Origin of the sequence: Streptomyces sp. SCSIO 75703 (assembly GCF_036607905.1) — a bacterium.
Taxonomy (GTDB): Bacteria; Actinomycetota; Actinomycetes; order Streptomycetales; family Streptomycetaceae; genus Streptomyces.
Genome location: NZ_CP144555.1, coordinates 5,356,306 through 5,382,920, shown reverse-complemented (window position 1 = coordinate 5,382,920; position 26,615 = coordinate 5,356,306). Strand labels below are relative to the sequence as shown.

The window sequence follows — 26,615 nt, the reverse complement described above, 5'->3', positions numbered from 1 at the left end:
AGAATCGGGCACCCACAGTCGCTCACCGGACTCACTGTCGGGTCCCTACAGAAAACACCCGGCCCCGTCCCGCACACCGGGCGTGTCGGGAGCCGCCCCGGTGGACGCCCACATCCCCGGCCCCCGTCGAGCCCCGCCCACCGAAGGGTCCCGGTCAGGCGTCCGGGGCGCCGGACCGCGCACTCGGTCCACACGGTCTTGCCCGGCCCCGTCCGCCCGGTCACCCCCCAGCGGTCGGCGACGGCCTCGACGAGGAGGAGGCCCCTGCCGCCGTCGGCGCTGGCGGAGGGCCGCCCCGGCGGTGCGGGCGGCCGTGGGTGGGTGTCAGACACCTCGACGCGGAGGAGCCCCGCCGTCCGGTCGTACGCGAGCCGCAGTGCGAAGTCGCGTCCGGGGACGCGGCCGTGGAGGACCGCGTCGGCGGCGAGTTCGGCCACGACGAGGGCGACGGTGTCGGACACGGGGCTGCCGTGGGGCAGGTGCCCCAGGTCGAGGCGGTGCGCGGCGAGTCGGCGGGCGAGACGGGCGCCCCGCCGCGTCGCGGGGAACCGCTGGGCGAACACGCTTACGGTGACGGCCTCTTGGGCCCGTGAAGCCGGTGCGCTCAGCGTTCCGGCGCCTCCCGGTCCGCCAACAGGGACGACACCCATACAAGCGCGGCTGTATCGGCGCGCACTCTGGACCGGGTGGGCAACTCCCCGTGGCAGGACTGAGATCACGTCGCCCGGGAACGCCCGCGGGCGGGTACGGGAGTCGTTCCCGTGCCCGCCCGTCGGCCCGTGAGACGTGGTTCACTGCACGCGACGGTCACCACAGGCAAGCCCCGAAGGGATCCTCCCCGTGCCGCACAGCATCGACGACGCCTTCACGGCACTCCCCCTGCGCGCCCTCGCCGACGCCGCCCTCGCGCGGGCGCGGTCCCTCGGCGCCTCGCACGCGGACTTCCGGCTGGAGCGGGTGCGCAGCGCTTCCTGGCGGCTGCGGGACGCCAGGCCCGCCGGGTCCTCCGACAGCACCGACCTGGGGTTCGCGGTGCGGGTCGTGCACGACGGCGCGTGGGGCTTCGCCTCGGGCGTGGACCTCACCCTGGACGCCGCCGCGAAGGTCGCCTCGCAGGCGGTGGCGATGGCGCGGCTCTCCGCCCGGGTCATCGAGGCGGCCGGACCGGACGCCGCCCCGGCCACGCCGCACGGGCGGTGGGGGTACGTGGAGCTGGCCGACGAGCCGGTGCACGCCGACCGGACGTGGGTCTCCTCGTACGAGATCGATCCGTTCGACGTGCCGGCCGAGGAGAAGGCGGGGCTGCTCGCGGAGTTCAGCGGGCGCCTCCTCGCCGCGGACGGGGTGGACCACGTGGACGCCTCGCTGCTCACCGTGCACGAGAACAAGTTCTACGCGGACACCGCCGGGACGGTGACCACGCAGCAGCGGGTCCGGCTGCACCCGGTGCTGACGGCCGTGGCGGTGGACGGGGCGAGCGGCGAGTTCGACTCGATGCGCACCCTGGCGCCCCCGGTCGGGCGGGGCTGGGAGTACCTCACCGGCACCGGCTGGGACTGGGACGCGGAACTGGCCGAGCTGCCGGAGCTGCTGGCCGAGAAGATGCGGGCGCCGAGCGTGGAGGCCGGGCGGTACGACCTGGTCGTCGACCCGTCCAACCTGTGGCTGACCATCCACGAGTCGATCGGGCACGCGACCGAGCTGGACCGTGCCCTCGGCTACGAGGCGGCGTACGCGGGCACCTCGTTCGCCACCTTCGACCGGCTGGGCACCCTGCGCTACGGCTCGGAGCTGATGAACGTCACCGGCGACCGCACCGCCGAGCACGGCCTGGCGACCGTCGGCTACGACGACGAGGGCGTCGCGGCGCAGTCCTGGGACCTGGTGCGCGACGGCACCCTCGTGGGCTACCAGCTCGACCGGCGGATCGCCCGGCTGACCGGGTTCGAGCGGTCCAACGGGTGTGCCTTCGCCGACTCCCCCGCGCACGTGCCGGTGCAGCGGATGGCCAACGTGTCGCTGCGGCCCGATCCCGGCGGGCTGTCCACCGAGGACCTGATCGGTGGCGTGGAGCGGGGCATCTACGTGGTCGGGGACCGCTCGTGGTCCATCGACATGCAGCGGTACAACTTCCAGTTCACCGGGCAGCGGTTCCACCGGATCGAGAACGGGCGCCTGGTGGGCCAGGTGCGGGACGTGGCGTACCAGGCGAGCACCACCGACTTCTGGGGCTCCATGGCGGCCGTCGGCGGCCCGCAGACCTATGTCCTGGGCGGCGCCTTCAACTGTGGCAAGGCCCAGCCGGGGCAGGTCGCCGCCGTGTCGCACGGCTGTCCGTCCGCCCTCTTCGAGGGCGTCACCATTCTGAACACCACGCAGGAGGCCGGCCGATGAGCGCGCGTACCGACAAGCCGCACGAGGTGGTCGAACGGGCGCTGGACCTGTCCCGTGCCGACGGCTGCGTCGTCCTCGCGGAGGAGCACTCCACCGCCAACCTGCGCTGGGCGGGCAACGCGCTCACCACCAACGGCGTCACGCGCGGGCGCACGCTCACGGTCGTCGCCACCGTCGACGGCCGGGAGGGCACCGCGTCCGGCGTGGTGTCCCGGTCGGCGGTGACCGCGGACGACCTGGAGCCGCTGGTACGGGCCGCGGAGGAGGCCGCGCGCGCCGCCGGGCCCGCGGAGGACGCGCAGCCGCTGGTCCGGGACGTGCCGGTGTCGGCGGACTTCACGGAGGGTCCCGCGGAGACCTCGTCGGCCGTGTTCGCGGAGTTCGCGCCGGCCCTCGGGGAGGCGTTCGCCCGCGCGCGGGCGGGCGGGCGCGAGCTGTACGGTTTCGCCCACCACGAGGTGACCTCCACGTACGTGGGGACCTCGACGGGGCTGCGGCTGCGGCACGACCAGCCGAACGGGACGCTGGAGGTGAACGCGAAGTCGCCGGACCGGACCCGGTCGGCGTGGGCGGGCCGTTCCACCCGGGACTTCCGGGACGCCGACCCGATCGCGCTCGACGCGGAGCTGGGCGTACGGCTGGGCTGGGCGGCACGGCGGGTGGAACTGCCCGCGGGGCGCTACGAGACGCTGCTGCCGCCGACCGCCGTCGCGGACCTGCTGATCTACCAGATGTGGTCGTCCTCGGGCCGGGACGCGGCCGAGGGGCGCACCGTGTTCTCCCGGCCGGGCGGCGGCACGCGCGTGGGCGACCGGGTCGCCGCGCTGCCGCTGACGCTGCGCGGCGACCCGCGGGAGCCGGGGCTGGAGTGCGCGCCCTTCGTGATCGCGCACTCCTCGGGCGGTGACGCGTCGGTGTTCGACAACGGGCTGCCGCTGGCGGCCACCGACTGGGTCCGCGAGGGCGAGCTGGCCCATCTGCCGACGACCCGGCACGGCGCGGAGCTGACCGGGCTGCCCGTGCGCCCGCCGGTCGGCAACCTGGTGCTGGAGGGGGGCTCCGACCGCTCGCTGGCGGAGATGGTCGCCGGCACCCGGCGCGGGCTGCTGCTGACCTGCCTGTGGTACATCCGCGAGGTGGACCCGGCGACGCTGCTGCTGACCGGCCTCACCCGTGACGGCGTCTACCTCGTCGAGGACGGGGAGGTGACCGGGGAGGTCAACAACTTCCGCTTCAACGAGTCGCCGGTGGACGTGCTGGGCCGGGCCACCGAGGCGGGGCGCACCGGCAGGACGCTGCCGCGGGAGTGGGCGGACTGGTTCACCCGGGCCGCGATGCCCCCGCTGCGCGTGCCCGAATTCAACATGAGCTCGGTCAGCCGGGGCGTATAACCTCGTAGGCATTGACCGCGGCCGTCCCCCGGACGGCCGCACGGCACCGATTCGCAGTAGCGGCATCACCGAGGAGACACGAGAACCGTGACGGACATCGTCGACGAGCTGAAGTGGCGCGGGCTGTTCGCCCAGTCCACCGACGAGGACGCCTTGCGCAAGGCGCTCGCGGACGGTCCCGTGACGTTCTATTGCGGTTTCGACCCGACCGCCCCCTCGCTGCACGTGGGGCACCTGGTGCAGGTGCTCACGGTGCGGCGGCTCCAGCGGGCGGGTCACCGGCCGCTGGCGCTGGTCGGCGGGGCTACCGGGCAGATCGGCGATCCGCGGCCGACGGCGGAGCGCACGCTGAACTCGCCGGAGACCGTGGCCGGCTGGGTGGAGCGGCTGCGCGGGCAGATCGAGCCGTTCCTGTCCTTCGAGGGCGAGAACGCGGCCGTCATGGTCAACAACCTCGACTGGACGCAGAACCTGTCGGCGATCGAGTTCCTGCGGGACGTCGGCAAGCACTTCCGGGTCAACAAGATGCTGACCAAGGACTCCGTCGCCCGCCGGCTGGAGTCGTCCGAGGGCATCAGTTACACGGAGTTCAGTTACCAGCTCCTCCAGGCCATGGACTTCCTCCAGCTCTACCGGAGGTACGGCTGCGTGCTCCAGCAGGGCGGCAGCGACCAGTGGGGCAACCTCACCGCGGGCCTGGACCTGCTGCACCGGCTGGAGCCGGACGCCACCGCGCACGCGTACGCGACGCCGCTGATGACGAAGGCGGACGGCACGAAGTTCGGCAAGACCGAGGGCGGCGCCGTCTGGCTCGACCCGGAGATGACGACGCCGTACGCCTTCTACCAGTTCTGGCTGAACGTGGACGACCGGGACATCTCGCGGTACATGCGCATCCTGTCCTTCCGGTCCCGCGCGGAGCTGGAGGAGCTGGAGAAGCAGACGGAGGAGCGTCCGCAGGCGCGGGCGGCGCAGCGGGCGCTGGCGGAGGAGCTGACCACGCTGGTGCACGGCGCGGAGCAGACGGCCGCCGTGATCGGCGCCTCGCGGGCGCTGTTCGGGCAGGGCGATCTCGCCGCGCTGGACGAGCGGACGCTGGCGGCGGCGCTGTCCGAGCTGCCGCGCGCGCGGGTGGCGGAGCTCGCCCCGGTCGTGGACCTGTTCGCCGAGGTCGGCCTGGTGGCCAGCAAGTCCGCCGCGCGGCGCACCGTGAAGGAGGGCGGCGCGTACGTGAACAACGTGAAGGTGGCCACCGAGGACGCGGTGCCCGGCCGCGAGGACCTGCTGCACGGGCGGTGGCTGGTGCTGCGCCGCGGTAAGCGGAACCTGGCCGCGGTGGAGGTCGGCGCCGGCTGAGACACGCCGAGGGGGCGGTTCCGTGGGCCATCTGGCTCCGGGACCGCCCCTTCGGCGTGTCGCGTCGGTGTACCGGCGGGGCTCAGGCCCGTTCGCGGCGGCGGTTGCCGCGCACCGCCATGTAGAGCGCGTCACCGACGGCGACGATGATGATGGCCGCCACGAGCTGGAACAGGTGCCGCCACCAGTCGATGCCGGAGGTGGCCGCCACCCCGGCCGCGCGGGCGACCGCGTTGCCGACGATGGCGCCGAGCATGCCGAAGATGGTGATCAGCCACAGGGGGCTGTGCTGCTTCCCCGGAATGATCGCCTTGGCGATCAGTCCCAGCACGAAACCGACGATGATCGCCCACAACCAGCCCATGTCTGCCTCCTCGTTTGCCCCACTCGGCTTGGCTCATTCGGCTCGGAGCACTACGGGAAGTCTCCGGTCGTACCGCGAACGGCGCATGCCGGGTACGACCGGACGGGGTACGGCGCCCCGGCGCCGGGCGTACTCCGGGCGGGCGGACCCGGGGCGCCCCGGTCTCGTCGGCGCGGAAGGCGCGGCGTACCGTGGGAAGGGTCCGGGACCGGGACCCCGAGCGGTCACGGACGGCAGCGGGGCGGGGAAGGGACCGATGCGGGCGGTTGGTGGAACGTGATGCGGAAGCGGAATGGCGGCGGCGCCGAGGTGTTCCGGATCACCGGAGCCCGAACGGGCCTCCAGGAGGATGTCCGCGCGCGGCAGCGCCGATACGTGATCTCCATGTCGATCAGGACGGTTTCGGTCATCCTGGCCGCGTGTCTGTGGGGTGTGGAACGGTACGTGTCGATCGTGGCCCTGGTGCTCGGCGCGGTGCTGCCGTACATCGCGGTGGTGATCGCCAACGCCGGCCGGGAGAACGCGCCGGGCCTGCCGTCGACGTTCGTGGCCGCGCCCACGCGCACGATGATCACCCCTCCCGGGTCCGGCGAGGACGCGGCGGAATCCGACGCGGAGGACGCGCAGAAGACCTCCGCCGCCGGGGCGGGGCACGAGCCGCACGGCCGTCCGTGACGGTCCGGCGCCGCCCCGCGGGCGGCGATTCCACGCCAGCGCGCGAGGCGGCTCGGATCAATCGTGTTGTTCCGGTGCCGGGCGGCAGGGGACCCGTGACATACTTCGTAGGCGCTCCGCATCCCCCGTCGGAGCGACGGACCGACGCCGGGCAGCTCCCCCCGTGGCTGCTCGGCGTCGCCTTTTCCGCGGCCGGGTGCCGCGCCCGTTCCGGGGGCTGTGAGACGAACCGTGAGTGACCAGACGCTTCCGATCTGCTCCGCCAAGGGCTGCCGTGCGGCGGCCGTGTGGGTGCTGGCCTGGAACAACCCCAAGATCCACACGCCGGAGCGGCGCAAGACGTGGCTCGCGTGCGAGGAGCACCGCGAGCACCTGTCCCAGTTCCTGGGGATGCGCGGTTTCCTGAAGGACGTCGTGGCCTTCGAGGAGTGGCGGGCCGCCGAGGACGCGTAGGGCCTCTCGTTGGGATCAAGCCGGATCAGGGAGGGGGCCGGCCTGATCCCAACGAAAGACCCCAGCCGCCGAGGTGGTTCGCCCGTCAGCCGCCGATCGCCGACATCGGGCGGTCGGGCTGGACGAAGGACGGGTCGTCGAGGCCCGCGCCCGCCTTCTTCCCCCACATCGCCTGCCGCCACAGCCGGGCGATCTCCTCGTCGGGCGCGTCCGAGCGCAGGGCGGCGCGCAGGTCGGTCTCCTCGCGGGCGAAGAGGCAGGTGCGCACCTGGCCGTCCGCGGTCAGGCGGGTGCGGTCGCAGGCGGAGCAGAACGGGCGGGTGACGGAGGCGATGACGCCGACGGTGTGGGGGCCGCCGTCCACGACCCAGCGTTCGGCGGGCGCCGAGCCACGCTCCTCGGTGCCCTCGGGGGTCAGCTCGAAGCGGGTGCGCAGCGCGGCGAGGATGTCGCCGGCGGTGACCATGCCCTCGCGCTTCCAGCCGTGCTGGGCGTCGAGGGGCATCTGCTCGATGAAGCGGAGTTCGTAGTCGTGCTCGACGGCCCAGGCGAGCAGGTCGGGGGCCTCGTCGGCGTTGAGGCCGGGCATGAGGACCGTGTTGACCTTGACGGGGGTCAGTCCGGCCTCCCGGGCGGCGCGCAGCCCCTCCAGGACGTCCTTGTGCCGGTCCCGGCGGGTGAGCGCCTTGAAGACGTCGGGTCGCAGGGTGTCCAGGGAGACGTTGACCCGGTCCAGTCCGGCGTCCTTGAGGGCGCGCGCGGTGCGGCCGAGACCGATGCCGTTGGTGGTCAGGGAGGTCTCGGGTCGCGGTTCCAGGGCGGCGACGCGGGCGACGATGCCGGGCAGCCCGGGGCGGAGCAGGGGCTCGCCGCCGGTGAAGCGGACCTCCTCGACGCCGAGGGAGGTGACCGCGATGCCGATGAGGCGGACGATCTCGTCGTCGGTCAGCAGATCGGGTTTGGCCAGCCACTGCAACCCTTCCTCGGGCATGCAGTAGGTGCAGCGCAGGTTGCAGCGGTCGGTGAGCGAGACCCGCAGGTCGGTGGCCACTCGTCCGTAGGTGTCGATGAGCATGGGGCCCCCTCCCTCGACATGAGCCGGCGGAGCGCTCCTGGTCTCCACCGACATCTGCGAGCCTACGTGACCCGCGCGGGACCGGCGGATCGGCGGTTCCTACGGCACGGGGGGCGGCCGCGTCGTGGACACCTCCAGGGGTGCCCGCGACGCGGCCGCGCCGTGTACGTGCGGCGTGCGGCGTGCGGCGTGCGGCTCAGTGCGCGCCGGTGCCGGTGAGGGAGCGGACCTCCAGTTCGGCGTACTTGGCGGTGTCGGGCTCCTCCTTGGACAGGAGGGTGCCGAGCCAGCCCATGAGGAAGCCGAAGGGGATGGAGATCAGGCCCGGGTTCTTCAGCGGGAACCAGGCGAAGTCCACGTCGGGGAACATCGCGGTGGGGTCGCCGGAGACCACGGGCGAGAAGAGCACCAGTCCGACGGCGACGACGAGGCCGCCGTAGATCGACCAGAGGGCTCCCTGGGTGGTGAACCGCTTCCAGAAGAGGCTGTAGAGGATGGTCGGCAGGTTGGCGGAGGCGGCGACCGCGAAGGCCAGGGCGACCAGGCCGGCCACGTTCAGGTCGCGGGCGAGGGTGCCGAGGCCGATGGAGACGACGCCGATGAAGACGGTCGCCCAGCGGGCGGCGCGCACCTCCTCGCGGCCGGTGGCCTTCCCCTTGCGGATGACGTTGGCGTAGATGTCGTGGGCGAAGGAGGACGAGGAGGCGAGGGTGAGTCCGGCGACCACGGCGAGGATCGTGGCGAAGGCGACCGCGGAGATGGTGGCGAGCAGGATCGCGCCCCAGGCCGAGTCGACGCCGCCGATGTGCAGGGCGAGCAGGGGCGCCGCGGTGTTGCCGGACGGGTTGGACGCCTTGATCTCGTCCTGGGAGATGAGCGCGGCGGCGCCGAAGCCGAGCGCGATGGTCATCAGGTAGAAGGCGCCGATGATGCCGATGGCCCAGTTCACGGACTTCCGGGCGGCCTTGGCGTTGGGCACCGTGTAGAACCGGATCAGGATGTGCGGCAGGCCGGCGGTGCCGAGCACCAGGGCGATGCCCAGGGAGATGAAGTCCAGCTTGGTGGTGCCGCTCGCCCCGTACTGGAGGCCGGGCTCCAGGAAGGCCGCGCCCTTGCCGCTGTTCTCGGCGGCCTGGCCGAGCAGGTCGGAGACGTTGAAGTGGAACTTGAGCAGCACCAGGAAGGTGATGAGGATCGTGCCGCCGATGAGGAGGACGGCCTTGACCATCTGGACCCAGGTGGTGCCCTTCATGCCGCCGATGGAGACGTACACGATCATCAGGACGCCGACCAGGGCGACGATGAGGACCTTGCCCGCGTCGGAGGTGATGCCGAGGAGCAGGGAGACGAGGACGCCCGCGCCGGCCATCTGGGCCAGCAGGTAGAAGATCGAGACGACGATCGTGGAGGTGCCGGCGGCGGTGCGCACGGGCCGCTGGCGCATCCGGTAGGCGAGGACGTCGCCCATGGTGTAGCGGCCGGAGTTGCGCAGCGGTTCGGCCACCAGGAGCAGGGCGACGAGCCAGGCGACCAGGAAGCCGATCGAGTACAGGAACCCGTCGTAGCCGAAGATGGCGATGGCGCCGGCGATGCCGAGGAAGGACGCGGCGGACATGTAGTCGCCGGAGACGGCGAGTCCGTTCTGCAGGGCGCTGAACTGCCGTCCGCCCGCGTAGAAGTCGGCGGCGTCCTTGGTCTGGCGGCCCGCCCAGATGGTGATGCCGAGCGTGGCGAGGACGAACAGTGCGAACAGGGTGATGATCAGGGGCCGGTGCTCGCCGGCCTCGTTCACGGCCAGGACCGTGTGCTGCGCGGTGCTCATGCGTCGCCCTCCATCCGGGACTTGATGGCCTCGGCCTTGGGGTCGAGCTGTGCGGCGGCGTGCCGCGAGTACCACCAGGCGATGAGGAAGGTGGTGACGAACTGGGCGAGGCCGAGGACGAGCGCGACGTTGATGTTGCCGAAGAGTCGGGTGCCCATGAAGCCGCCGGCGTAGTTCGACAGCAGCACGTAGAGCAGGTACCAGAGGACGAAGGCGATCGTCAGGGGGAAGGCGAAGGAGCGGAAGGAACGGCGCAGTTCACCGAACTCCGCACTGTTCTGCACCTCGGAGAACTCCTCGGCGGAGGGAAGTCGGTGTTCCTCTTTCGAGGGGGGCGGTGCGTCGGTGGCCACGGAGTCTCCTCGTACGACGGTCATGACGGCTGGTACCTCGTTCGGAGGCCGGGGCGGCTCGTGCCCCGGCTTCCCTGTCCAACGACACGGCGCGCCCCGGGGACCGGTTCAACACCCGTCGGACTTTCCGAACTCGGTCGCGGGAAGTCATTGCTGGCCAGCGACTTCGGGAGATAGCTTCACTCTGCACCACTTCCGTCATGTACCTGCCCGACCGCCACCTGTGTTCGGGCCGGTTCTCTTTCCGGATGATGTGGAGACCCCATGGTTCATCTGCGTTCCAGACGCCGGCTGGCCCTCGCCGTGCCCGTCGCGCTGTCCCTGACCGTGTCGCTCGGTTTCCTGCCCGCGACCGCGTCGGCGGCCCCGGACGGACGGACCGCCGCGCGGGCCGCCGGGGCCGCGGACGCGCCCGCCCTGGCGTACGTCGTCAACACGAAGACGGACCGCACCACGCTCGCCACCGTGCGGCACGCGATCTCCCGGGCCGGCGGCACGGTGGTCGAGACGCACGAGAAGATCGGCGTGTTCGTCGTGCACGCCTCGGACCCGGGCTTCGCCGCGGCGATGCGCGCGGTGCGCGGCGTGCAGTCGGCGGGCGCCACCCGCACCGCGCCGCTGGCCCCCGTGGGCACCACCGAGGAGGGCTCCGTGGAGATGCTCTCCGCGGAGCAGGCCGCGCGGACGACGCGCGCCTCCGCCGCCCAGGGGGCCGGGGAGCCCCTGGAGGCGGACCAGTGGGACCTGCGCGCGATAGGCGCCGACAAGGCCGCGAAGATCAACCCGGGCAGTCCCCGGGTCACCGTCGCCGTGATCGACACCGGCGTCGACGACACCCACCCCGACCTCGCCCCGAACTTCTCCGCCCGCCAGTCCGCCAACTGCGTGGGCGGCACGGCGGACACCAGCCCCGGCGCCTGGCGCCCCTACACCGACGGCGACTACCACGGCACCCACGTCGCCGGGGAGATAGCCGCGGCCCGCAACGGGATAGGCGTCGCCGGGGTCGCCCCCGGCGTCAAGGTCGCCGGCATCAAGGTGAGCGACCCGGACAACGGCCTCTTCTACGCGGAGAACGTCGTCTGCGCCTTCGTGTTCGCCGCCGACCACGGCGTGCAGATCACCAACAACAGCTATTACGTGGACCCGTGGATGTACAACTGCATGGACGACCCCGACCAGCGGGCGATCGTCGACGCGGTGAACCGGGCCCAGCTCTACGCCCAGCGCAAGGGCACCCTGCACTTCGCCTCGGCGGGCAACTCCAACCACGACCTGGCCTCGCGGGCCATCGCGGACGGCTCCAGCCCCAACGACACCACGCCGGTGCCGCGCACCATCGACCCGCGCACCTGCCTCGACCTGCCCACCCAGCTCCCGGGCGTCGTCACGGTGAGCGCGACGGGCGCGCAGAACCTCAAGTCGTACTACTCGTCCTACGGCAAGAACGTCGTCGACGTCGCCGCGCCCGGCGGTGACCGGCTCTACCAGATCCCCGACACGCCGTCGAAGGACGGCCGCATCCTGTCGACGATGCCGAACAACCAGTACGCCTACCTCCAGGGCACCTCGATGGCCTCGCCGCACGCCGCGGGCGTCGCCGCGCTGCTCAAGTCCAAGCATCCGCACGCCACTCCGGCCCAGTTGCGGGCGTTGCTGAAGGCCCAGGCCGTCAACCCCGGCTGCCCGGCCTCCTACGACCAGAACGGCGACGGCACGCCGGACGCGGTCTGCGAGGGCGGCAAGCGGGTCAATGGCTTCTACGGCCACGGCATCGTCGACGCGCTGCGCGCGGTGAAGTGACCCGCGCCCGCCGCGCGTCCCTCCCCCGCCCCCGGCCCCCGCGTGCCACCGGTGCCCCCGGCACCCCCGGCGCCTTCCGCACCCTCCGTACTCTCCGCACCTTCCGGCCGTCCCACGGCGGCCGTCCGAACGAACTGGAGTCATCGCCCATGACCGTGACCACCTCGCGTCACCGCCGCGCCATCGCCCTCCCGGCCGGTATGGCCCTCGCCACCGCCCTGGCCTTCCTGCCCAACGTGCAGGCCGCCGCCGCGGAGCCCGCCCCGACCGCCGTCACCGCGGACGCCGACGCGTACAGCTACGTCGTCAACGTCAAGTCCGGCAAGGCTCCTTCGGCGCAGGTGAAGAAGGCGATAGCCAAGGCGGGCGGCACGATCGTCACGTCCTACGACCGGATCGGCGTGGTCGTCGTCCACTCCGCGAACCCCGACTTCGCCACCTCGGTGCGCAAGACGCCCGGCGTCCACTCGGCCGGCGCCACCCGCACCGCCCCGCTGCCCTCGGCCGCCACCACCGACATGGGCGCCCCCAAGGTGCTCAGCGCCCAGGAGGTCGCCGCCGCCGAGGCCGCCGCCCAGGCCGACGGCAAGGACCCGCTGGAGTCCCTCCAGTGGGACCTGCCCGCCATCAAGGCGGACAAGGCGCACCAGAAGTCGCTCGGCAGCAGCAAGGTGACGGTCGCCGTGATCGACACCGGCGTCGACGACACCCACCCCGACCTCGCGCCCAACTTCGACCGCCGCGCCTCGGTCAACTGCGTCGCGGGCAAGCCCGACACCAGCGAGGGCGCCTGGCGTCCGGGCGCCGGCGAGAGCCCGCACGGCACGCACGTGGCCGGTGAGATCGCGGCCGCCAAGAACGGCATCGGCATGACCGGGGTGGCGCCGGGCGTGAAGGTCGCCGGCATCAAGGTGTCCAACCCGGACGGCTACTTCTACGCCGAGGCCGTGGTGTGCGGCTTCATGTGGGCGGCCGACCACGGCGTCGACGTGACCAACAACAGCTACTACGTGGACCCGTGGTACTTCAACTGCACCGACGACGCCGACCAGAAGGCGCTCGTCGAGGCCGTCACCCGGGCCACCCGCTACGCGGAGAAGAAGGGCGCGGTGAACGTCGCCGCGGCCGGCAACGAGAACTACGACCTGGCCTCCAAGCGCCTCGACGACTCCTCCTCCCCGAACGACGGCACCCCCGGCGACCGGGTGATCGACACCTCGAAGTGCTACGACATCCCGACCCAGCTCCCGGGTGTCGTCACCGTCGCCTCGACCGGCGCCAAGGGCATCAAGTCGTCCTTCTCCAACCACGGTCTGGGCGTCATCGACATCGCCGCGCCCGGCGGCGACTCGACGGCCTACCAGACGCCCGCCCCGCCGGCCACGAGCGGCCTCATCCTGGGCACCCTGCCGGGCGGCTCCTGGGGCTACATGGCGGGCACCTCCATGGCCGCGCCGCACGTCGCGGGCGTCGCCGCGCTGATCAAGTCGACCCACCCGCACGCCCCGGCCGCCATGGTCAAGGCCCTGCTGTACGCGCAGGCCGACCCGATGCCGTGCACCAAGCCGTACGACATCGACGGCGACGGCAAGGTGGACGCCGTGTGCGAGGGCAACAAGAACCGCAACGGGTTCTACGGCCGGGGCATGGCGGACGCGCTGGAAGCCGTCACCCGGTAGCGCCCCCGCGGGCCGGGCCGGTCGCCCGCCGGCCGGCCCGGCCCGCATGCTTCTGCCATGGGAGACATCGCGTACGTGTGGTCCGCCCTGGGCGGCGACCCGGCCCTGACGTCCCGCGTGTCGGCCGTCGAGCGCCCCGGTGCGCTCGACGCCCGGCTTCCGGTGCGCGAAGCGGCGCGGGCCTGCGTCGCCGCCTGCGCGCTGGCCGCCGCCGAACTGGCGGCGGCACGGGCCGGCTCGGGACCGGTACCGGCGGTGCGGGTCGACGACGGGGCCGTCGCCGCCGCCTTCACCGGCGAACGGCTGCTGCGCGTCGCCGGCCGGGAACCGGTGGCCTTCGCGCCGCTGTCCCGGCTGTGGCGCACGGCGGACGGCCGGCTGCGCACCCACGCCAACTACCCCCACCACCGCGAGCGGTTGCTGCGCGCGCTGGACGTGCCGGCGGACCCGGACGCGGTGGCCGCCGCGCTCGCCCGGCGGTCCGCGCTCGACGTGGAGGAGACCGTGTCCGCGGCCGGCGGACTCGCGGTGGCCCTGCGCACCCCGGCCCGGTGGGCGGCGTCCGCGCAGGGCGCGGCGGTGGCCCGCCTGCCGCTGGTGGAGCGCGGCACGCTGGACGCGGCCCCCGCGCCCGCCCTCCCCCTCGGCCCGTCCCCGGCGCTGCCGGCCGCCGGGGTACGCGTCCTGGACCTCACCCGGGTCCTCGCCGGACCGGTCGCCACCCGCGCCCTCGCCCTGCTCGGCGCGGACGTGCTGCGCCTGGAGCCGCCCGGCCTGCCGGAACTGCCCGACCTGCACGCCGAGACCGGCTTCGGGAAGCGGTCGGCGGCCCTGGACCTCGGCGCGGGCCGGAACGTCTTCGAGGAACTGCTCGCCACGGCGGACGTGGTCGTCACCGGGTACCGGCCCGGCGCCCTCGACCGGTTCGGGCTCTCGCCCCGGGCGCTGGCGGAGCGCCGGCCCGGTCTGGTCGTGGCGCGGCTGACGGCCTGGGGGCCGACGGGGCCGTGGGCCGGCCGGCGCGGTTTCGACAGCCTGGTGCAGGTGGCCACCGGCATCGCGCACGTCGAGGGCGGTGCCGGGCGGCCGGGGGCGCTGCCGGCGCAGGCCCTGGACCACGGCTCGGGCTACCTGCTGGCGGCGGGGGTGCTGCGGGCGCTGACCGAGCGGCTCCGCGAGGGCGGGAGCCGGACGGTGCGCGTGTCGCTGGCACGGACGGCGGCCTGGCTGCTGGACGGGGTCCCGGCCGACGGTCCCCGTGCCGAGGACGGAGGCGTGCGCCGGTGCGGGGCGGCGCGTACACCGGGCCGGAGCCGTGGCTCGCGGAGCGGGACAGCCCCCTCGGACGGCTGCGGTACGCCCTGCCCGCGGTCTCCTTCGCGGGCGGCCCGGCCGACTGGGCGGCGCCGCCGGGACCGGCGGGGGCGGACCGGGCGCGGTGGTCGTAGCGGGTGGTCGGGGCGGACGCGGCGCGGTGGTCGTCGCGGCGGACACGGGCGGCGCGGGTCGCCGAGGAGGGCGGGGACGGGGCCGGGCCGCCGGGGGTGGTGGGGCTCACGGGCCGGGCGAGGGGCGGGAGACGAGGAGCGGCGGCGGCCGGAAACCGCCCCCGTCGTCGGAACGCCGGACGGCCCCGTGTTTTCCTGGGCTTGCCCGGTTCTGGGAGAGCTGGTGAAGATCTCGGGGTGACCTTGACAAGACCCTCGTCGCCGTCGGCCCGCTCCGGCCGCCACGCCCGGCCCTCCTCCCCCGGCACCGGCCGGGCCGTCGCGCTCCTCGTCCTCGTCGCCCTCGGCGCGCTCATACCCGCGCTCGGCCCGGCCACCGCGCTGAGCGGCACCGGCGAGGCCGGCGCCCCCGGCACCGGGGGCATAGCCCTGCTGCGGACGGTGCTCTTCGCCGCGCTGGCCGTACCCGCCGGCGAACTCTTCCTCGACCGCATGGCCCGCGCCCTGCCCGGCGCTCCCCCGGACCGGCCCCGGAGCTGGTCCGTCCCCGCGGCGGCGGCCGGCCTCGTCGCCGCGCTGGGCCTCGCCTCCGTCGTCGCCACCGGCAACCTGGTGCCCGGCGGCTTCGCCGAGATCGACGTGGGCGGCCTCTACGCCTCCCGCGACGGCCGGCTCGCGCTGCTGGAGGTCAACGCCTTCCTCGCGGCCGGGCTCTGCGCCCTGTCCGCCCGGCCCCGCACCCAGGTCTGGCCGCTGGCCGTCGTGGTGGTCGCCGAGGCGCTGCGCGCGCACCCCGCCTCCGAGCAGAGTCCGCTGCTCGGCTCCGGCCTGACCGTGGTCCACCTCGTCTGCGCCTCGCTGTGGGCCGGCGGACTGGTCCACGCGCTGCGGACCATGCGCCGCTGGCGCGACGCGCCGGCCGGCGCCGCGCTGCTGGGCCGCTACGCGCGCGTGGCGGCCGTACTGCTCGCCGGTGTCACGGCGACGGGCGTGTGCAGTTCGCTGCGCCGGATGCCGGCCGGCACGATCCTGGACCAGTTGACGGAGACGGCCTACGGGCGCGTGCTGCTCGCCAAGGTGCTGCTGATGGTGGCCGTCGCCGCGCTCGCCCTGTGGGCCCGGGTCCGGCTGGCCCGCGCCGAGGACCCGCTGACCGCCTCCTCCCCCGCCCGCGCCGAGGTCGTGCTGCTGGGCCTGGTGGTGGCCGTCTCCGGGCTCCTGACGGCGCTTCCGCTGCCGATCCGGTGGTGACGCCGCCGCGCTCCGGCAGACCGGGCCCCCCGCCTGACGCCCCCTCCCGGAGGGCGCCCGCCGGGCCCGCGCACACCCGCCGCCCCCCGCCCGCGCCCGGGCCGGGGGACCTGCCGGACCGCAACGCCCCTGCCCGGGGAGGGAGCTGACGGGGCGCCGCGACGGGCGGTCGCCGGAGGGGACCTGCGGGGCCGGCCTGTCGGAGACGGCCCGTATCCTCAGTGACCATGCTCGAAGACCGTACGACCGCAGCGCCCTCGGCCACCCCGTGGCCGGCCGCGTATCCGCAGGGGTACGCGGTCGTCGACGTGGAGACCACCGGACTGGCCCGCGACGACCGCATCATCTCGGCCGCCGTCTACCGGCTGGACGCCCGCGGAGAGGTCGAGGACCACTGGTACACGCTGGTCAACCCCGAGCGCGATCCCGGCCCGGTGTGGATACACGGGCTCACCAGCGACGTGCTGGGCGGCGCCCCGCTCTTCGGGGACGTGGCCCGGGAGTTCGCGGAGCGGCTCGACGGACGGGTCCTGGTCGCGCACAACGCCGTCTTCGACTGGCAGATGATCGCCCGGGAGTACGCCCGCGCCCGCAGCGAGCCGCCGGTCCGCCAGCGGCTGTGCACCATCGCGCTCTCCAAGGAGCTGGGCCTGCCGCTGCCCAACCACAAGCTGGAGTCGCTGGCCGCGCACTTCGGCGTCGTCCAGCGGCACGCGCACCACGCCCTCGACGACGCCCGGGTCCTGGCGGAGGCGTTCCGGCCGAGCCTGCTGGCCGCGGCGGCGGGCGGCGTACGGCTGCCGCTGCACGAGTGCCGGCCGCTGACGGAGTGGACGGACCGGCCCTCCCCGCGCATCGGCCGGCAGGGCGGCTACGCGCAGCACGGCTGGCGCCCCTCGCGCAAGCGGCCGGCCTGCCCGTACCCCAACCCCGGCCGGTACGAACCGGGCAAACGCCTCAAGCAGGGGATGCGGGTGGCCTTTTCGGGTGACACCTCCGTCGAGCGGGAGCTGCTGGAGGACCGGGCGGTGGACGCCGGGCTGCACATCGCCACCAGCCTCTCCCGGCTGACCAGCCTCCTCGTCACCAACGACCCCGGCTCGGGCACGTCCAAGACGGTCAAGGCGCGGCAGTTCGGGACCCCGGTGGTGGACGAGGCGGCCTTCGGGCAGTTGCTGGCCGACGTCGAGCCGGCCGACGGGTAGCCGTACGGACGGGTGATTCCGGGCGACCCGCCCCGCGCCCGCTCGCCCGCGCCGGGGCCACGGCCCACCCTGTGACGCATGGCGACATGTGAGGTCTGCGGAAACACCTACGGAATGACCTTCGAGGTCCACGCCCAGGGAGCGGTGCACGTCTTCGACTGCTTCTCGTGCGCGATCCACCGGATGGCCCCGGTCTGCGAGCACTGCCGGGTGCAGATCATCGGGCAGGGCGTCGAGGCCGACGGCCACTTCTACTGCGGCGCCCACTGCGCCCGCGCCGAGGGGAGGGTGGGCATCGTCGACAGGGTGTGACCGGTGCGGAGGTCCGGCGGGGCCGGCCGCCGCCCCGCCGGACCCTCCGCGCGGGAGCCGGACGCCCGCGTTGTACCGTTCGTGGCGTGTACCGCTTCCTGTTGTCCCGCCAGTGGGTGATCCTCACCCTCGTGGCGCTCGCGCTCATCCCGACGATGATCGAGCTGGGCTTCTGGCAGCTGCACCGCCACGAGCGCAAGGTCACGCTGAACGAGGCGATCGCGCGGTCCCTGGCGGCGGAGCCCGTCCCGGCGGAGTCGCTGACCTCGCCGGGAGCGAAGATCCCGGCCGAGCACCGCTACCGCCGTGTGACGGCGACGGGCCGCTTCGACCCGGCCGACGAGGTGGTCGTGCGGCGCCGCACCAACGCGAGCGACAAGATCGGCTACCACGTCCTCACCCCCTTCGTGCTGGACGACGGCAAGGTGCTCGTCGTCAACCGGGGCTGGGTCCCTGCGGACGGCCCGAGCCAGTTCGCGTTCCCCGAGGTCCCGGCACCGCCGGAGGGCGAGATCACCGTCACCGGCCGGCTGATGCCGGACGAGACCACCGCGTCCAGCGGCATCAAGAACGTCGACCGGCTGCCGGACCGCCAGGTCATGCTGATCAACAGCGCCCAGGAGGCCCAGCGCCTCGGCCGGGAGGTCCTCGGCGGGTACGTCGAACTCACCTCGCCCGAGCCCGAGGGCAGCACGCCGCAGCAGATCGGCGCCCCGAACCACGGTGACATCGGCCCCCACATGGCGTACGCGATCCAGTGGTGGCTGTTCTGCGCGGGCGTACCGGTCGGCTGGTTCGTGCTGGTCCGGCGCGAGGTCCGGGACCGCGCGACCGCCGCCCGCGAGACGTCCGGCGCGGACGCGGAGCCGGAGACCGCCGGGGTCTGACCCCGCCGCCGCGGCCACCACGCGGCCCGCGGTCTCCCGTACCGCTCCCGCCCGTCCCCGTACGCGCCCTCGCCCCGGCGTGGCGCGAGGGGGCAGGATGGGGCCATGGATCTTGGACTGAAGGACCGGGTGTACGTCGTCACGGGAGCCACCCGCGGCCTGGGCCACGCCGCCGCGCGCGAACTGGTCGCCGACGGGGCGAAGGTGGTCGTGACGGGACGGGACGAGGAGAGTGTCGCGCGGGCGGCGTCCGCCCTGGGCCCGGGGGCCGTGGGCGTGGCCGCCGACAACGCTGACCCGGCCACCGCCGAACGGCTGATCGGGACCGCCCGGGAGCGCTTCGGGCGTTTCGACGGCGTGCTGATCAGCGTGGGCGGGCCGCCGCCCGGCTTCGTCGCCGACTCCACGGACGCGCAGTGGCAGGCGGCGTTCGAGTCGGTGTTCCTCGGCGCGGTGCGGCTGGCCCGCACGGCGGCGGGCGAGCTGGCGGAGGGCGGCGTGATCGGCTTCGTGCTCTCCGGGTCGGTGTACGAGCCCATCGCGGGCCTGACCATCTCCAACGGGCTCAGGCCGGGCCTCGCGGGCTTCGCCAAGTCCCTCGCCGACGAGCTGGGCCCGCGCGGCATCCGGGTCGTCGGCGTGCTCCCGGGCCGCATCGACACCGACCGGGTGCGCGAGCTGGACGCCCTGTCCGCCGATCCGGAGGCGACCAGGGCGGCGGCCGAGTCCCGCGTCCCGCTGCGCCGCTACGGCGCCCCGGAGGAGTTCGGCCGTACGGCGGCGTTCCTGCTGTCGCCGGCCGCCTCGTACATCACCGGGGTGATGATCCCGGTGGACGGCGGCGTGCGCCACGGCTTCTAGGCGGGCCGCGGGACACCACGAGCCCACCGCCCGCCACGAGACGCCTCGCCGTGCCGCCCGGCGGGCGGCACGGCGAGGCCGAGCCAGCCGGAGCGGGGGGTGGGGACGGCTCAGGTCACCCGTTCCGCGCCGTGCCGGACGGCTCTGAGGCGCACCTCCGCCGGGAGGGAGTCGAGGCCCGCCGAACCGCGGGCGCGGGCCAGCGGGCCGGTGGTGAGGTCGTCCAGCGCGGTCCCCGGGTCCACGTGCGGGGCCAGCACCAGCCGGAGCCGGGTGCGCGGGGCGTCCCGGCGGCCGGTGAGGCGGGCGCGGGCCCGTTCCACCCCGTCGATGCGGCCGGCCTCCTCGGCCAGGGCGTCCTCCAGGGCCCGGCCGCGCACCACGGCGCCCTCGCCGTCGCCCGAGTCGATCAGGACCTCAGCCGGCCGGCGGCGGCGCAGCACCGACGCCAGCCACCACAGGGCGAGCAGCAGCAGGACGGCGAGGGCGGCGATGACCACCGGCCACCACCAGCCCGCGTCCCGCCACCGGGTCCGCTCGGCGTCGCTGAGCAGCACGTCGTGCGGGCCCTGGTGGACCCACCAGCGCGGCGGCGACACGCCGTACCCGACGGCGAGCACGGAGCCGCCGAGGGCGATCAGGACCAGGCCGACGAGGGCGAGCAGCACCCGGTTGACGGTTCTGAGCACCGCCCTCACCCCTTCCGTCCCGGCCGCGTCACCCGTACCGCCACGGCGGGCGTCCGGGCCAGTCCGAGTCCCCGGGCCGCCTCGTCGAGCACTCCGGTCAGATCGCCGCGCACCTCGTCCACCTCCCTGAAGTGCGACACCGCCCGCACCTTCGCCGAACGGCGCCGCATCCGCACCCGCGCCGACTGGACCCCGGGGACCTCCACGGCGCGGTCGCGCAGCACGGTCGCGGCGGCCCGCCGGTCCAGCGCGGCACGCACGTCCGGGTGGGTGCGCCGCATCGGCAGCATCGCCCGCAGTCCCGGGGTGAGGGCCAGGGCGAGCAGCCACAGTCCGAGGGCGGCGGCGACGCCCGCGCCGACCAGGACCCAGGTGTCGTCCAGGTGCCGGTGGGCGAGCTGGCCGGCCAGTTCCCGGCGCCAGTCCATCGCCCGCCGTCCGGCGCGCACGGAGGCGATGTCGTAGAGGAAGAGGCCCGCGGCGCCCAGCAGGACCAGGGCGACGAGGCCGGCGGGGACCCGTCGGGCCGACCAGAAGCGTCCCGACCGGCCGGCGGCGCCGGCGGGGGGCGGGGGCGGCGCGGGCCCGGCACCGTCCTTCTCCAGGACGGGCATCGCGCGGGTCGCGCCCTCGTGCTCGTGCTCGTCGCGTTCGGTCATCGCGTCCTCCGCCGGGCCGCGCCGTACTCCGCCGGGGGGTGCAGCCGCTCCACCTGGACGGCGACCTCAGGCACCGCCATCCCCACGTAACCGCTCACCCGCTGGACCACCTGGTGGCGGACCCGGCCGCAGCGGGCGCCGAGGTCGCTCGGGTAGTCCAGTTCCAGGTGGACGCGGACGCGGGCGGTGTCGTGGTGGACGACGACGGTGGCGTGGGGGCGCTCCGCTTCGGGCGGCAGGGGCCCGACCGCCTCCCGCGCCGCCTGGGCGGCGATCTTGGCGACCACCCGGTCGGCGATCCGGGTGGCGCCGCGCTCGCCCGGCGGCACGGCGCCCGGACCCTCGCCGCGCTCGTCCGCCCCGTCGCTCACGCCTGTCACCGGCGCCGGTCGTCGCGGCTGCGGAAGAAGTCGCCGAGTTCCATGTCCCCCTCCAGGAACCGCCCGACGACGAAGCCGACGGCGCCCAGGGCAGCCACCAGCAGAAAGGCGCCGAACCCGCCGAAGTACCCGGCGAACCCCAGTGCCATGCCGGCGATCATGCCGACCACGGCCATGCTCATGGTGTGCTCCCCTCAGGTCCGCGTACCGGTCACTGGATGCGCGGCTCCGGTTCCTCGTCCTCCTCGTCGGGCAGCTTCACGTCGCTGACCGCGATGTTGACCTCGACGACTTCCAGACCGGTCATCCGCTCCACCGCCGCCACCACGTTCTCCCGGACGTCGCGCGCGACATCGGAGATCGACACGCCGTATTCGATGACGATCTCCAGATCGAGGGCGGTCTGCTTCTCGCCGACCTCGGCCTTCACCCCGCGCGTGACGGACCTGGTGCCGCCGGGGACCTTCTCCCGCACGGCTCCGAAGGTCCGCGACAGTCCGCTGCCCATGGCGTGCACGCCATCGACATCGCGTGCGGCCATTCCGGTGATCTTCTCCACCACTCCGTCGGCGATGGTGGTCCGGCCCCGGGTCCCGGGGTCGCCGCCGCCGCGCCGACCGCCCTGCTTGACCGCGCTCTCGGCCGTCGTCTCGCTCATGGTCGTACGTCCCTTCGGTCGTCCTCCTTCGACCACCGTAAGCAGGGTTCCCCGATCCCGCGCCGTGGATACGGCAGGGTGGAGGAATGACGACGGCGCAACGGTGGGCTCGGACGGTACGGGAGCAGTTGGGGCACGGCAGGTTCCTGCCCCTGGGGGGTCCGCTCGACGGGGTGTGGATCACCGAACGGGCGGCGCGGAACGTGCTGCTGACGGCGTTCGACGAGGTGCGGGGCGCGTGGGCGGGGACGCTGCGCGTGGGGCCGGCCGAGGAGGGGGACGTACGGGAGCCGGCCGTCCCGGCGCCGCCGAGCGGACTGCCGCCCGGCCCGCTGCGCGTCACGGCCGACTTCGCGGCGACGGCGGCGCGTCCGCTGCCGGAGACGGCGGACCGGCTGCGGGGGGCACTGGCCGAGACGGCCGGGCGGCTCGGGCTGACGGTGACGGAGGTGGACCTGCGGGCGACGGACCTGCTGGACCCGTCGGACGAGGGACGGCCGGGCGCCGGGACCGCCGACGGCGGCCCGGCGGCGGGCGGCGAAGAGGCGGCACCGCACGGCGGAGCGGCGGGGGCCGTCGGCGAAGAGGCGGCGGAAGGCGACGGAGCGGCGGGGGCGGCCACCGGGCGGGCGGAGACCGCCGGTTCGGACGCGTCCGAACGGGGGACGGGGGGCTCCGCGCGGCGACCGGGGACACCACCCGGGACCGGGGAGTCCGCCTCCGCCGGGGGGCCGGAGGGCCCGGCCTCGGACGAGGAGCGGGTGGCCGGGGCCGTGCTCGGGGTGGCGGGGGCGGACCGGCTGACGGGCACGCTCGGCCGCGCGGTGCACCTCTCCGAGCCCCCGCCGGGGCAGGCGGCACTGGCCCGGCGGCACGTCCGGGTGGAACTCGCGGTCGGCGCGGATCATCCGCCGCTGGAGGTGGCCCTGCGGGTGCGCGCCGCGGTGTCGGACGCGCTGGCGGACCATCCGACGGTGGCCGTGCTGGTGACGGCGGTCGGCTGAGCACAGCGTGCGCACCCCGCCGACCGCGCCCCCACCGGTGAAGCCGTGCTCAGGCGCCCGTCACTCGCCGAGGCCGGCCAGGTCGCGCAGGCGGCGGGCCTGGGCGGCGCGCTCGGCGGACCGCTGGGCGTCGTAGTCCCGGTCACGGGCGCCCCGGAGCAGCGCCTTGGTCTCGACGACGGCGTCGCGCGGCGCGGACAGCACCGCCGAGGCGAGGTCCCGCACGGCGCCGTCGAGCTGGTCGGCGGGCACGGCGAGGTTGGCCAGGCCCATGGTGACGGCCTCCTCGGCCGGCACGAAGCGCCCGGTGAGGCAGATCTCCAGCGCGCGGGAGTACCCGACGAGGCCCACCAGGGGGTGGGTGCCCGCGAGGTCCGGGACCAGGCCGAGGCTGGTCTCGCGCATGGCGAGCTGCGCGTCCTCGGCGACGATCCGCAGGTCGCAGGCGAGGGCGAGCTGGAGACCGGCCCCGATGGCGTGGCCCTGGACGGCGGCGATCGACACGATGTCGCTGCGCCGCCACCAGGTGAACGCCCGCTGGTACAGGGCGATGGTCGCGTCCAGTTCGGCGTCGGGCTCGCGCGCGAGGCCGAGGAACGACAGCTCGCCGTCGAAGCCCTCCGGCGTGAACGCCTTCCGGTCGAGCCCCGCCGAGAACGACTTCCCCTCGGCGCGCAGCACGACGACGCGGACCGAGCCCGGCAGCAACTGGCCGGCCTCGATCAGCGCCCGCCACAGGGCGGGGCCCTGCGCGTTGCGCTTGGCCGGGTTGGTCAGCGTCACCGTGGCGATGGCGTCGTCGACGGTGAGCCGCACACCGTCCTGGTCGAGAACGGGACCGTGATCGTGGGCGGGCGTGGCCATGGGGCGCCTCCGAGGGGTGCGGTCGTCGTCTCTGCCGGACGCGTGTGCCACGCGACGGCAGAGCTAAGTGACTGCACAGTAACCACCCGGCCGGCCGGAAGACCGACCGGGTGGCCACCATCGGAGCCGTGGGGCCGCCCGGGGCGGTCAGGCCGATGGGGCCTTCTTGCCCCGGGTCGCCCCGCCACGCCCTCGCAGCGTGACGCCCGACTCGCTGAGCATGCGGTGCACGAAGCCATACGAGCGGCCGGTTTCCTCGGCCAACGCCCGGATGCTCGCACCGGCGTCGTACTTCTTCTTCAGGTCTGCCGCGAGCTTGTCGCGCGCGGCGCCGGTCACCCGGCTGCCCTTCTTCAGAGTCTCGGCCACCCGTGCCTCCTCATGGGAAGTGCGCTCTGGTCTCCTCATGATCACCCCTCCCGGCCCGCATGGCCACCCATTCGGCAAGGTCGGTGAGACCGGGATGTGACGACAGGAGCGCATCCACACATGCGGAATCCCGAATTCCACAGGGTCGTGGACGTACCGCCGAACGGGTTCCCGCACGAAGTTCCTGGTCAGAACGGCGTCACGGCCGGGCCTCCGGAAAGGGAGGGCCCGGCCGTGACGTGGGTGGAGGACACACCTCCTGATGAGGAGATCTCACTCAGATGGTGGATCACGGATCGGCCGAATGATCCATCACCGATGGATCATCCATTCGGTCAAGCGAGGGCGACGAGGTCCGCGTAGTCCGCGCCCCACAGGTCCTCGACGCCGTCCGGCAGCAGGATGATCCGCTCCGGCTGGAGCGCCTCGACGGCGCCCTCGTCGTGGGTGACGAGGACGACCGCGCCCTTGTAGGTGCGCAGCGCGCCGAGGATCTCCTCCCGGCTGGCCGGGTCGAGGTTGTTGGTGGGCTCGTCGAGCAGGAGCACGTTGGCCGAGGAGACGACCAGGGTGGCCAGGGCCAGGCGGGTCTTCTCGCCGCCGGAGAGCACCCGGGCGGGCTTGTCCACGTCGTCGCCGGAGAAGAGGAACGAGCCGAGCACCTTGCGGACCTCCACGAGGTCCATGTCGGGCGCGGCGGAGCGCATGTTCTCCAGGACGGTGCGCTCGGGATCGAGGGTCTCGTGCTCCTGGGCGTAGTAGCCGAGCTTGAGGCCGTGGCCCTCGATCACCTGGCCGGTGTCGGGCTTCTCCACCCCGCCGAGCAGGCGCAGCAGCGTGGTCTTGCCCGCGCCGTTGAGGCCGAGGATGACCACGCGGGAGCCCTTGTCGATGGCCAGGTCGACGTCGGTGAAGATCTCCAGCGAGCCGTACGACTTGGACAGGCCCTCGGCGGTCAGCGGGGTCTTGCCGCAGGGCGCGGGCTCGGGGAAGCGGAGCTTGGCGACCTTGTCGGACTGGCGCACCGCGTCCAGGCCGCTGAGCAGCCGGTCGGCGCGGCGGGCCATGTTCTGCGCGGCGACCGTCTTGGTGGCCTTGGCGCGCATCTTGTCGGCCTGGGCGTTGAGCGCGGCGGCCTTCTTCTCGGCGTTGGCCCGCTCGCGCCTGCGGCGCTTCTCGTCGGCCTCGCGCTGCTGCTGGTAGAGCTTCCAGCCCATGTTGTAGATGTCGATGGCGGCGCGGTTGGCGTCCAGGTAGAACACCTTGTTGACGACCGTCTCGACCAGGTCGACGTCGTGGGAGATGACGACGAAGCCGCCGCGGTAGCTCTTGAGGTAGTCGCGCAGCCAGACGATCGAGTCGGCGTCGAGGTGGTTGGTCGGCTCGTCCAGGAGCAGGGTGTCGGCGTCCGAGAAGAGGATGCGGGCCAGCTCGATGCGGCGGCGCTGGCCGCCGGAGAGCGTGTGCAGGGGCTGGGACAGGACCCGGTCCGGGAGGTTGAGCGCGGCGGCGATGGTGGCGGCCTCGGCCTCGGCCGCGTACCCGCCCTTGGTGAGGAACTCGGTCTCCTGGCGCTCGTACTGCCTCAGCGCCTTCTCGCGGGTGGCGCCGCGGCCGGTGGCGATGCGCTCCTCGTTCTCGCGCATCTTGCGGATCAGTACGTCCAGTCCGCGGGCCGACAGGACGCGGTCGCGGGCGAGGACGTCGAGGTCGCCGGTGCGCGGGTCCTGCGGGAGGTAGCCGACGTCGCCGGAGCGGGTGACGGTGCCGCCGGCGGGCTGGCCCTCACCGGCGAGGACCTTGGTGAGGGTGGTCTTGCCGGCGCCGTTGCGGCCGACCAGGCCGATGCGGTCGCCCTTGGCGACGCGGAAGGTGGCGCTCTCGATGAGGATGCGGGCACCGGCGCGCAGCTCGATGCCGGAGGCGGAGATCACGGACAGACTCCAGGGCGGATATGAGGGGCGGGATGGGCGGTCGAGGACGGGTCCCGCCGGCTAATGCGCGAGGAGAATGGCCATGGGGCCAGTCTAACGGGGCCGAGCAAGCGGTTTTCCTCGGTCGCGCGCCCCGCCTCCGGCCGGGTGTCCGCCGGAGGCGGGACGCGGGGCGCGGGCGCGGGGCGTTGTCGGTGGGGGGTGCGAGACTGGCGTCACACGGGACTCCGGCCGTCTCGGCGTCCCGCGCCCCGTCCCCGACGCGCAGGGAGTGATCGGCATGGCAGGCACGGACGGCAACCGCCCCAGCGTCTTCCCGACACTGCTGTACGCGGACGCCAAGGCGGCGATCCGGCAGCTCACCCTGGCCTTCGGATTCACCGAACTGGCCGTGTACGAGGGGGAGGACGGCACGGTGGCCCACGCCGAGCTGGCGCAGGGCCAAGGCGCGGTGATGCTCGGCTCGAAGGGCACGGGGAGCCGGTTCGACGAGGCGATGCGCGACGCGGGCCCGGCGGGGGTGTACATCGCGGTGGACGACGTCGACGCGCACCACCGGCGGGCCGTCGAGCACGGCGCGGAGATCCTGATGCCGCCCACCGACCAGGAGTACGGCTCGCGGGACTACATGGCCCGCGATCTGGAGGGCAACGTGTGGAGCTTCGGCACCTACTCCCCCGGGCTTCCCGGCTGAGGTTCCCGCCGGGCGGGCGGCCGTGCGCCGCGCGC

Annotated in this window: 26 protein-coding genes and 2 pseudogenes; 15 read left to right on the top strand and 13 right to left on the bottom strand. The window is 74.1% G+C overall.

Features of this window, described 5'->3' with window-relative positions; genetic code table 11:
• Positions 1–176: 176 nt before the first annotated feature.
• A pseudogene (locus VM636_RS23660) lies at positions 177–563 on the bottom strand (ATP-binding protein); the annotation flags it as partial.
• Positions 564–840: 277 nt separating this feature from the next.
• Between VM636_RS23660 and VM636_RS23655 the strand changes: the two are divergent.
• The 3 genes from VM636_RS23655 (at position 841) to tyrS (ending at position 5,141) form a co-directional block, all read left to right on the top strand.
• Entirely contained in the window at positions 841–2,394 is a 1,554-nt protein-coding gene (locus tag VM636_RS23655; protein ID WP_030419942.1) for a TldD/PmbA family protein, read from the top strand.
• Positions 2,391–3,785 carry a metallopeptidase TldD-related protein gene (locus tag VM636_RS23650; protein WP_030419943.1) on the top strand — a complete coding sequence of 465 codons (1,395 nt, stop codon included), beginning with the start codon at positions 2,391–2,393 and terminating at the stop codon, positions 3,783–3,785. Before VM636_RS23655 ends, VM636_RS23650 begins: the two co-directional genes overlap by 4 nt.
• A gap of 87 nt (positions 3,786–3,872) precedes the next feature.
• On the top strand, positions 3,873–5,141 hold the full coding sequence (tyrS, locus tag VM636_RS23645; protein WP_030419944.1) for a tyrosine--tRNA ligase: 1,269 nt from the start codon (positions 3,873–3,875) through the stop codon (positions 5,139–5,141).
• An 82-nt stretch (positions 5,142–5,223) separates the two neighbouring features.
• Here the strand turns inward: tyrS and VM636_RS23640 are convergent, their stop codons facing one another.
• Positions 5,224–5,505 (bottom strand): GlsB/YeaQ/YmgE family stress response membrane protein, encoded by a 282-nt coding sequence (locus tag VM636_RS23640; RefSeq protein WP_030419945.1) that lies wholly within the window; start codon positions 5,503–5,505, stop codon positions 5,224–5,226.
• Between the two features lie 279 nt (positions 5,506–5,784).
• Here VM636_RS23640 and VM636_RS23635 point away from each other — a divergent pair, with 279 nt between their 5' ends.
• Positions 5,785–6,180, top strand: a complete 396-nt coding sequence (locus VM636_RS23635; protein WP_030419946.1) for a DUF3099 domain-containing protein — start codon at positions 5,785–5,787, stop codon at positions 6,178–6,180.
• Positions 6,181–6,411: 231 nt separating this feature from the next.
• Positions 6,412–6,633: a hypothetical protein gene (locus tag VM636_RS23630; RefSeq protein WP_030419947.1), complete on the top strand. Its 222-nt coding sequence runs from the start codon at positions 6,412–6,414 to the stop codon at positions 6,631–6,633.
• Positions 6,634–6,718: 85 nt separating this feature from the next.
• On the opposite strand, the gene moaA is transcribed toward VM636_RS23630, so the two are convergent.
• The 3 genes from moaA to VM636_RS23615 all read right to left on the bottom strand — a co-directional run bounded on the left by moaA (position 6,719) and on the right by VM636_RS23615 (position 9,883).
• On the bottom strand, positions 6,719–7,708 hold the full coding sequence (gene moaA / locus VM636_RS23625) for a GTP 3',8-cyclase MoaA (protein ID WP_030419948.1): 990 nt from the start codon (positions 7,706–7,708) through the stop codon (positions 6,719–6,721).
• Positions 7,709–7,904: 196 nt separating this feature from the next.
• Positions 7,905–9,530: a cation acetate symporter gene (locus tag VM636_RS23620; RefSeq protein WP_030419949.1), complete on the bottom strand. Its 1,626-nt coding sequence runs from the start codon at positions 9,528–9,530 to the stop codon at positions 7,905–7,907.
• Complete coding sequence (locus VM636_RS23615; protein WP_030419950.1) at positions 9,527–9,883, bottom strand: DUF485 domain-containing protein; 357 nt, start codon at positions 9,881–9,883, stop codon at positions 9,527–9,529. The genes VM636_RS23620 and VM636_RS23615 overlap by 4 nt, the downstream gene beginning before the upstream one ends.
• 264 nt (positions 9,884–10,147) lie before the next feature.
• On the opposite strand from VM636_RS23615, the gene VM636_RS23610 reads away from it, so the two are divergent.
• The 8 genes and pseudogenes from VM636_RS23610 (at position 10,148) to VM636_RS23575 (ending at position 19,329) form a co-directional block, all read left to right on the top strand.
• Positions 10,148–11,686 carry a S8 family serine peptidase gene (locus tag VM636_RS23610; protein WP_030419951.1) on the top strand — a complete coding sequence of 513 codons (1,539 nt, stop codon included), beginning with the start codon at positions 10,148–10,150 and terminating at the stop codon, positions 11,684–11,686.
• Positions 11,687–11,835: 149 nt separating this feature from the next.
• The gene (locus VM636_RS23605; RefSeq protein ID WP_030419952.1) at positions 11,836–13,365 is read left to right on the top strand and encodes a S8 family serine peptidase; all 1,530 of its coding nucleotides are present in this window, start codon (positions 11,836–11,838) and stop codon (positions 13,363–13,365) included.
• Positions 13,366–13,422: 57 nt separating this feature from the next.
• A pseudogene (locus VM636_RS23600) lies at positions 13,423–14,813 on the top strand (CoA transferase).
• Between the two features lie 237 nt (positions 14,814–15,050).
• Positions 15,051–16,064, top strand: a complete 1,014-nt coding sequence (locus tag VM636_RS23595; RefSeq protein ID WP_053912668.1) for a CopD family protein — start codon at positions 15,051–15,053, stop codon at positions 16,062–16,064.
• Between the two features lie 227 nt (positions 16,065–16,291).
• On the top strand, positions 16,292–17,269 hold the full coding sequence (locus tag VM636_RS23590; protein WP_030419955.1) for a DEDDh family exonuclease: 978 nt from the start codon (positions 16,292–16,294) through the stop codon (positions 17,267–17,269).
• Between the two features lie 78 nt (positions 17,270–17,347).
• Positions 17,348–17,581, top strand: coding sequence for a hypothetical protein (locus VM636_RS23585; protein WP_078855877.1), 234 nt, complete (start codon positions 17,348–17,350; stop codon positions 17,579–17,581).
• 86 nt (positions 17,582–17,667) lie between these two features.
• Entirely contained in the window at positions 17,668–18,468 is an 801-nt protein-coding gene (locus tag VM636_RS23580) for an SURF1 family protein (protein WP_030419957.1), read from the top strand.
• A gap of 105 nt (positions 18,469–18,573) precedes the next feature.
• Complete coding sequence (locus VM636_RS23575; RefSeq protein WP_030419958.1) at positions 18,574–19,329, top strand: SDR family oxidoreductase; 756 nt, start codon at positions 18,574–18,576, stop codon at positions 19,327–19,329.
• A gap of 110 nt (positions 19,330–19,439) precedes the next feature.
• Here VM636_RS23575 and amaP read toward each other — a convergent pair whose 3' ends face one another.
• From amaP to VM636_RS23550, 5 genes are read right to left on the bottom strand one after another with little or no spacing between them, the layout of a single operon-like run.
• Complete coding sequence (gene amaP, locus VM636_RS23570; protein ID WP_030419959.1) at positions 19,440–20,027, bottom strand: alkaline shock response membrane anchor protein AmaP; 588 nt, start codon at positions 20,025–20,027, stop codon at positions 19,440–19,442.
• Positions 20,024–20,677, bottom strand: a complete 654-nt coding sequence (locus VM636_RS23565) for a DUF6286 domain-containing protein (protein ID WP_338485611.1) — start codon at positions 20,675–20,677, stop codon at positions 20,024–20,026. Before VM636_RS23565 ends, amaP begins: the two co-directional genes overlap by 4 nt.
• On the bottom strand, positions 20,674–21,057 hold the full coding sequence (locus VM636_RS23560) for a hypothetical protein (protein WP_030419961.1): 384 nt from the start codon (positions 21,055–21,057) through the stop codon (positions 20,674–20,676). The genes VM636_RS23565 and VM636_RS23560 overlap by 4 nt, the downstream gene beginning before the upstream one ends.
• Complete coding sequence (locus tag VM636_RS23555) at positions 21,054–21,239, bottom strand: hypothetical protein (RefSeq protein ID WP_030419962.1); 186 nt, start codon at positions 21,237–21,239, stop codon at positions 21,054–21,056. The genes VM636_RS23560 and VM636_RS23555 overlap by 4 nt, the downstream gene beginning before the upstream one ends.
• Before the next feature lie 29 nt (positions 21,240–21,268).
• On the bottom strand, positions 21,269–21,715 hold the full coding sequence (locus VM636_RS23550) for an Asp23/Gls24 family envelope stress response protein (protein WP_030419963.1): 447 nt from the start codon (positions 21,713–21,715) through the stop codon (positions 21,269–21,271).
• Positions 21,716–21,801: 86 nt separating this feature from the next.
• Here VM636_RS23550 and VM636_RS23545 point away from each other — a divergent pair, with 86 nt between their 5' ends.
• On the top strand, positions 21,802–22,719 hold the full coding sequence (locus VM636_RS23545; RefSeq protein WP_053912666.1) for a hypothetical protein: 918 nt from the start codon (positions 21,802–21,804) through the stop codon (positions 22,717–22,719).
• A gap of 60 nt (positions 22,720–22,779) precedes the next feature.
• Here the strand turns inward: VM636_RS23545 and VM636_RS23540 are convergent, their stop codons facing one another.
• The 3 genes from VM636_RS23540 to VM636_RS23530 all read right to left on the bottom strand — a co-directional run bounded on the left by VM636_RS23540 (position 22,780) and on the right by VM636_RS23530 (position 25,886).
• Positions 22,780–23,583 (bottom strand): enoyl-CoA hydratase/isomerase family protein, encoded by an 804-nt coding sequence (locus VM636_RS23540; protein ID WP_338485608.1) that lies wholly within the window; start codon positions 23,581–23,583, stop codon positions 22,780–22,782.
• A 147-nt stretch (positions 23,584–23,730) separates the two neighbouring features.
• On the bottom strand, positions 23,731–23,952 hold the full coding sequence (locus VM636_RS23535) for a helix-turn-helix domain-containing protein (protein ID WP_029385158.1): 222 nt from the start codon (positions 23,950–23,952) through the stop codon (positions 23,731–23,733).
• Positions 23,953–24,287: 335 nt separating this feature from the next.
• Positions 24,288–25,886, bottom strand: a complete 1,599-nt coding sequence (locus tag VM636_RS23530) for an ABC-F family ATP-binding cassette domain-containing protein (protein ID WP_030419966.1) — start codon at positions 25,884–25,886, stop codon at positions 24,288–24,290.
• Between the two features lie 280 nt (positions 25,887–26,166).
• Here VM636_RS23530 and VM636_RS23525 point away from each other — a divergent pair, with 280 nt between their 5' ends.
• Positions 26,167–26,580, top strand: a complete 414-nt coding sequence (locus tag VM636_RS23525) for a VOC family protein (protein ID WP_030419967.1) — start codon at positions 26,167–26,169, stop codon at positions 26,578–26,580.
• Positions 26,581–26,615: the final 35 nt, after the last annotated feature.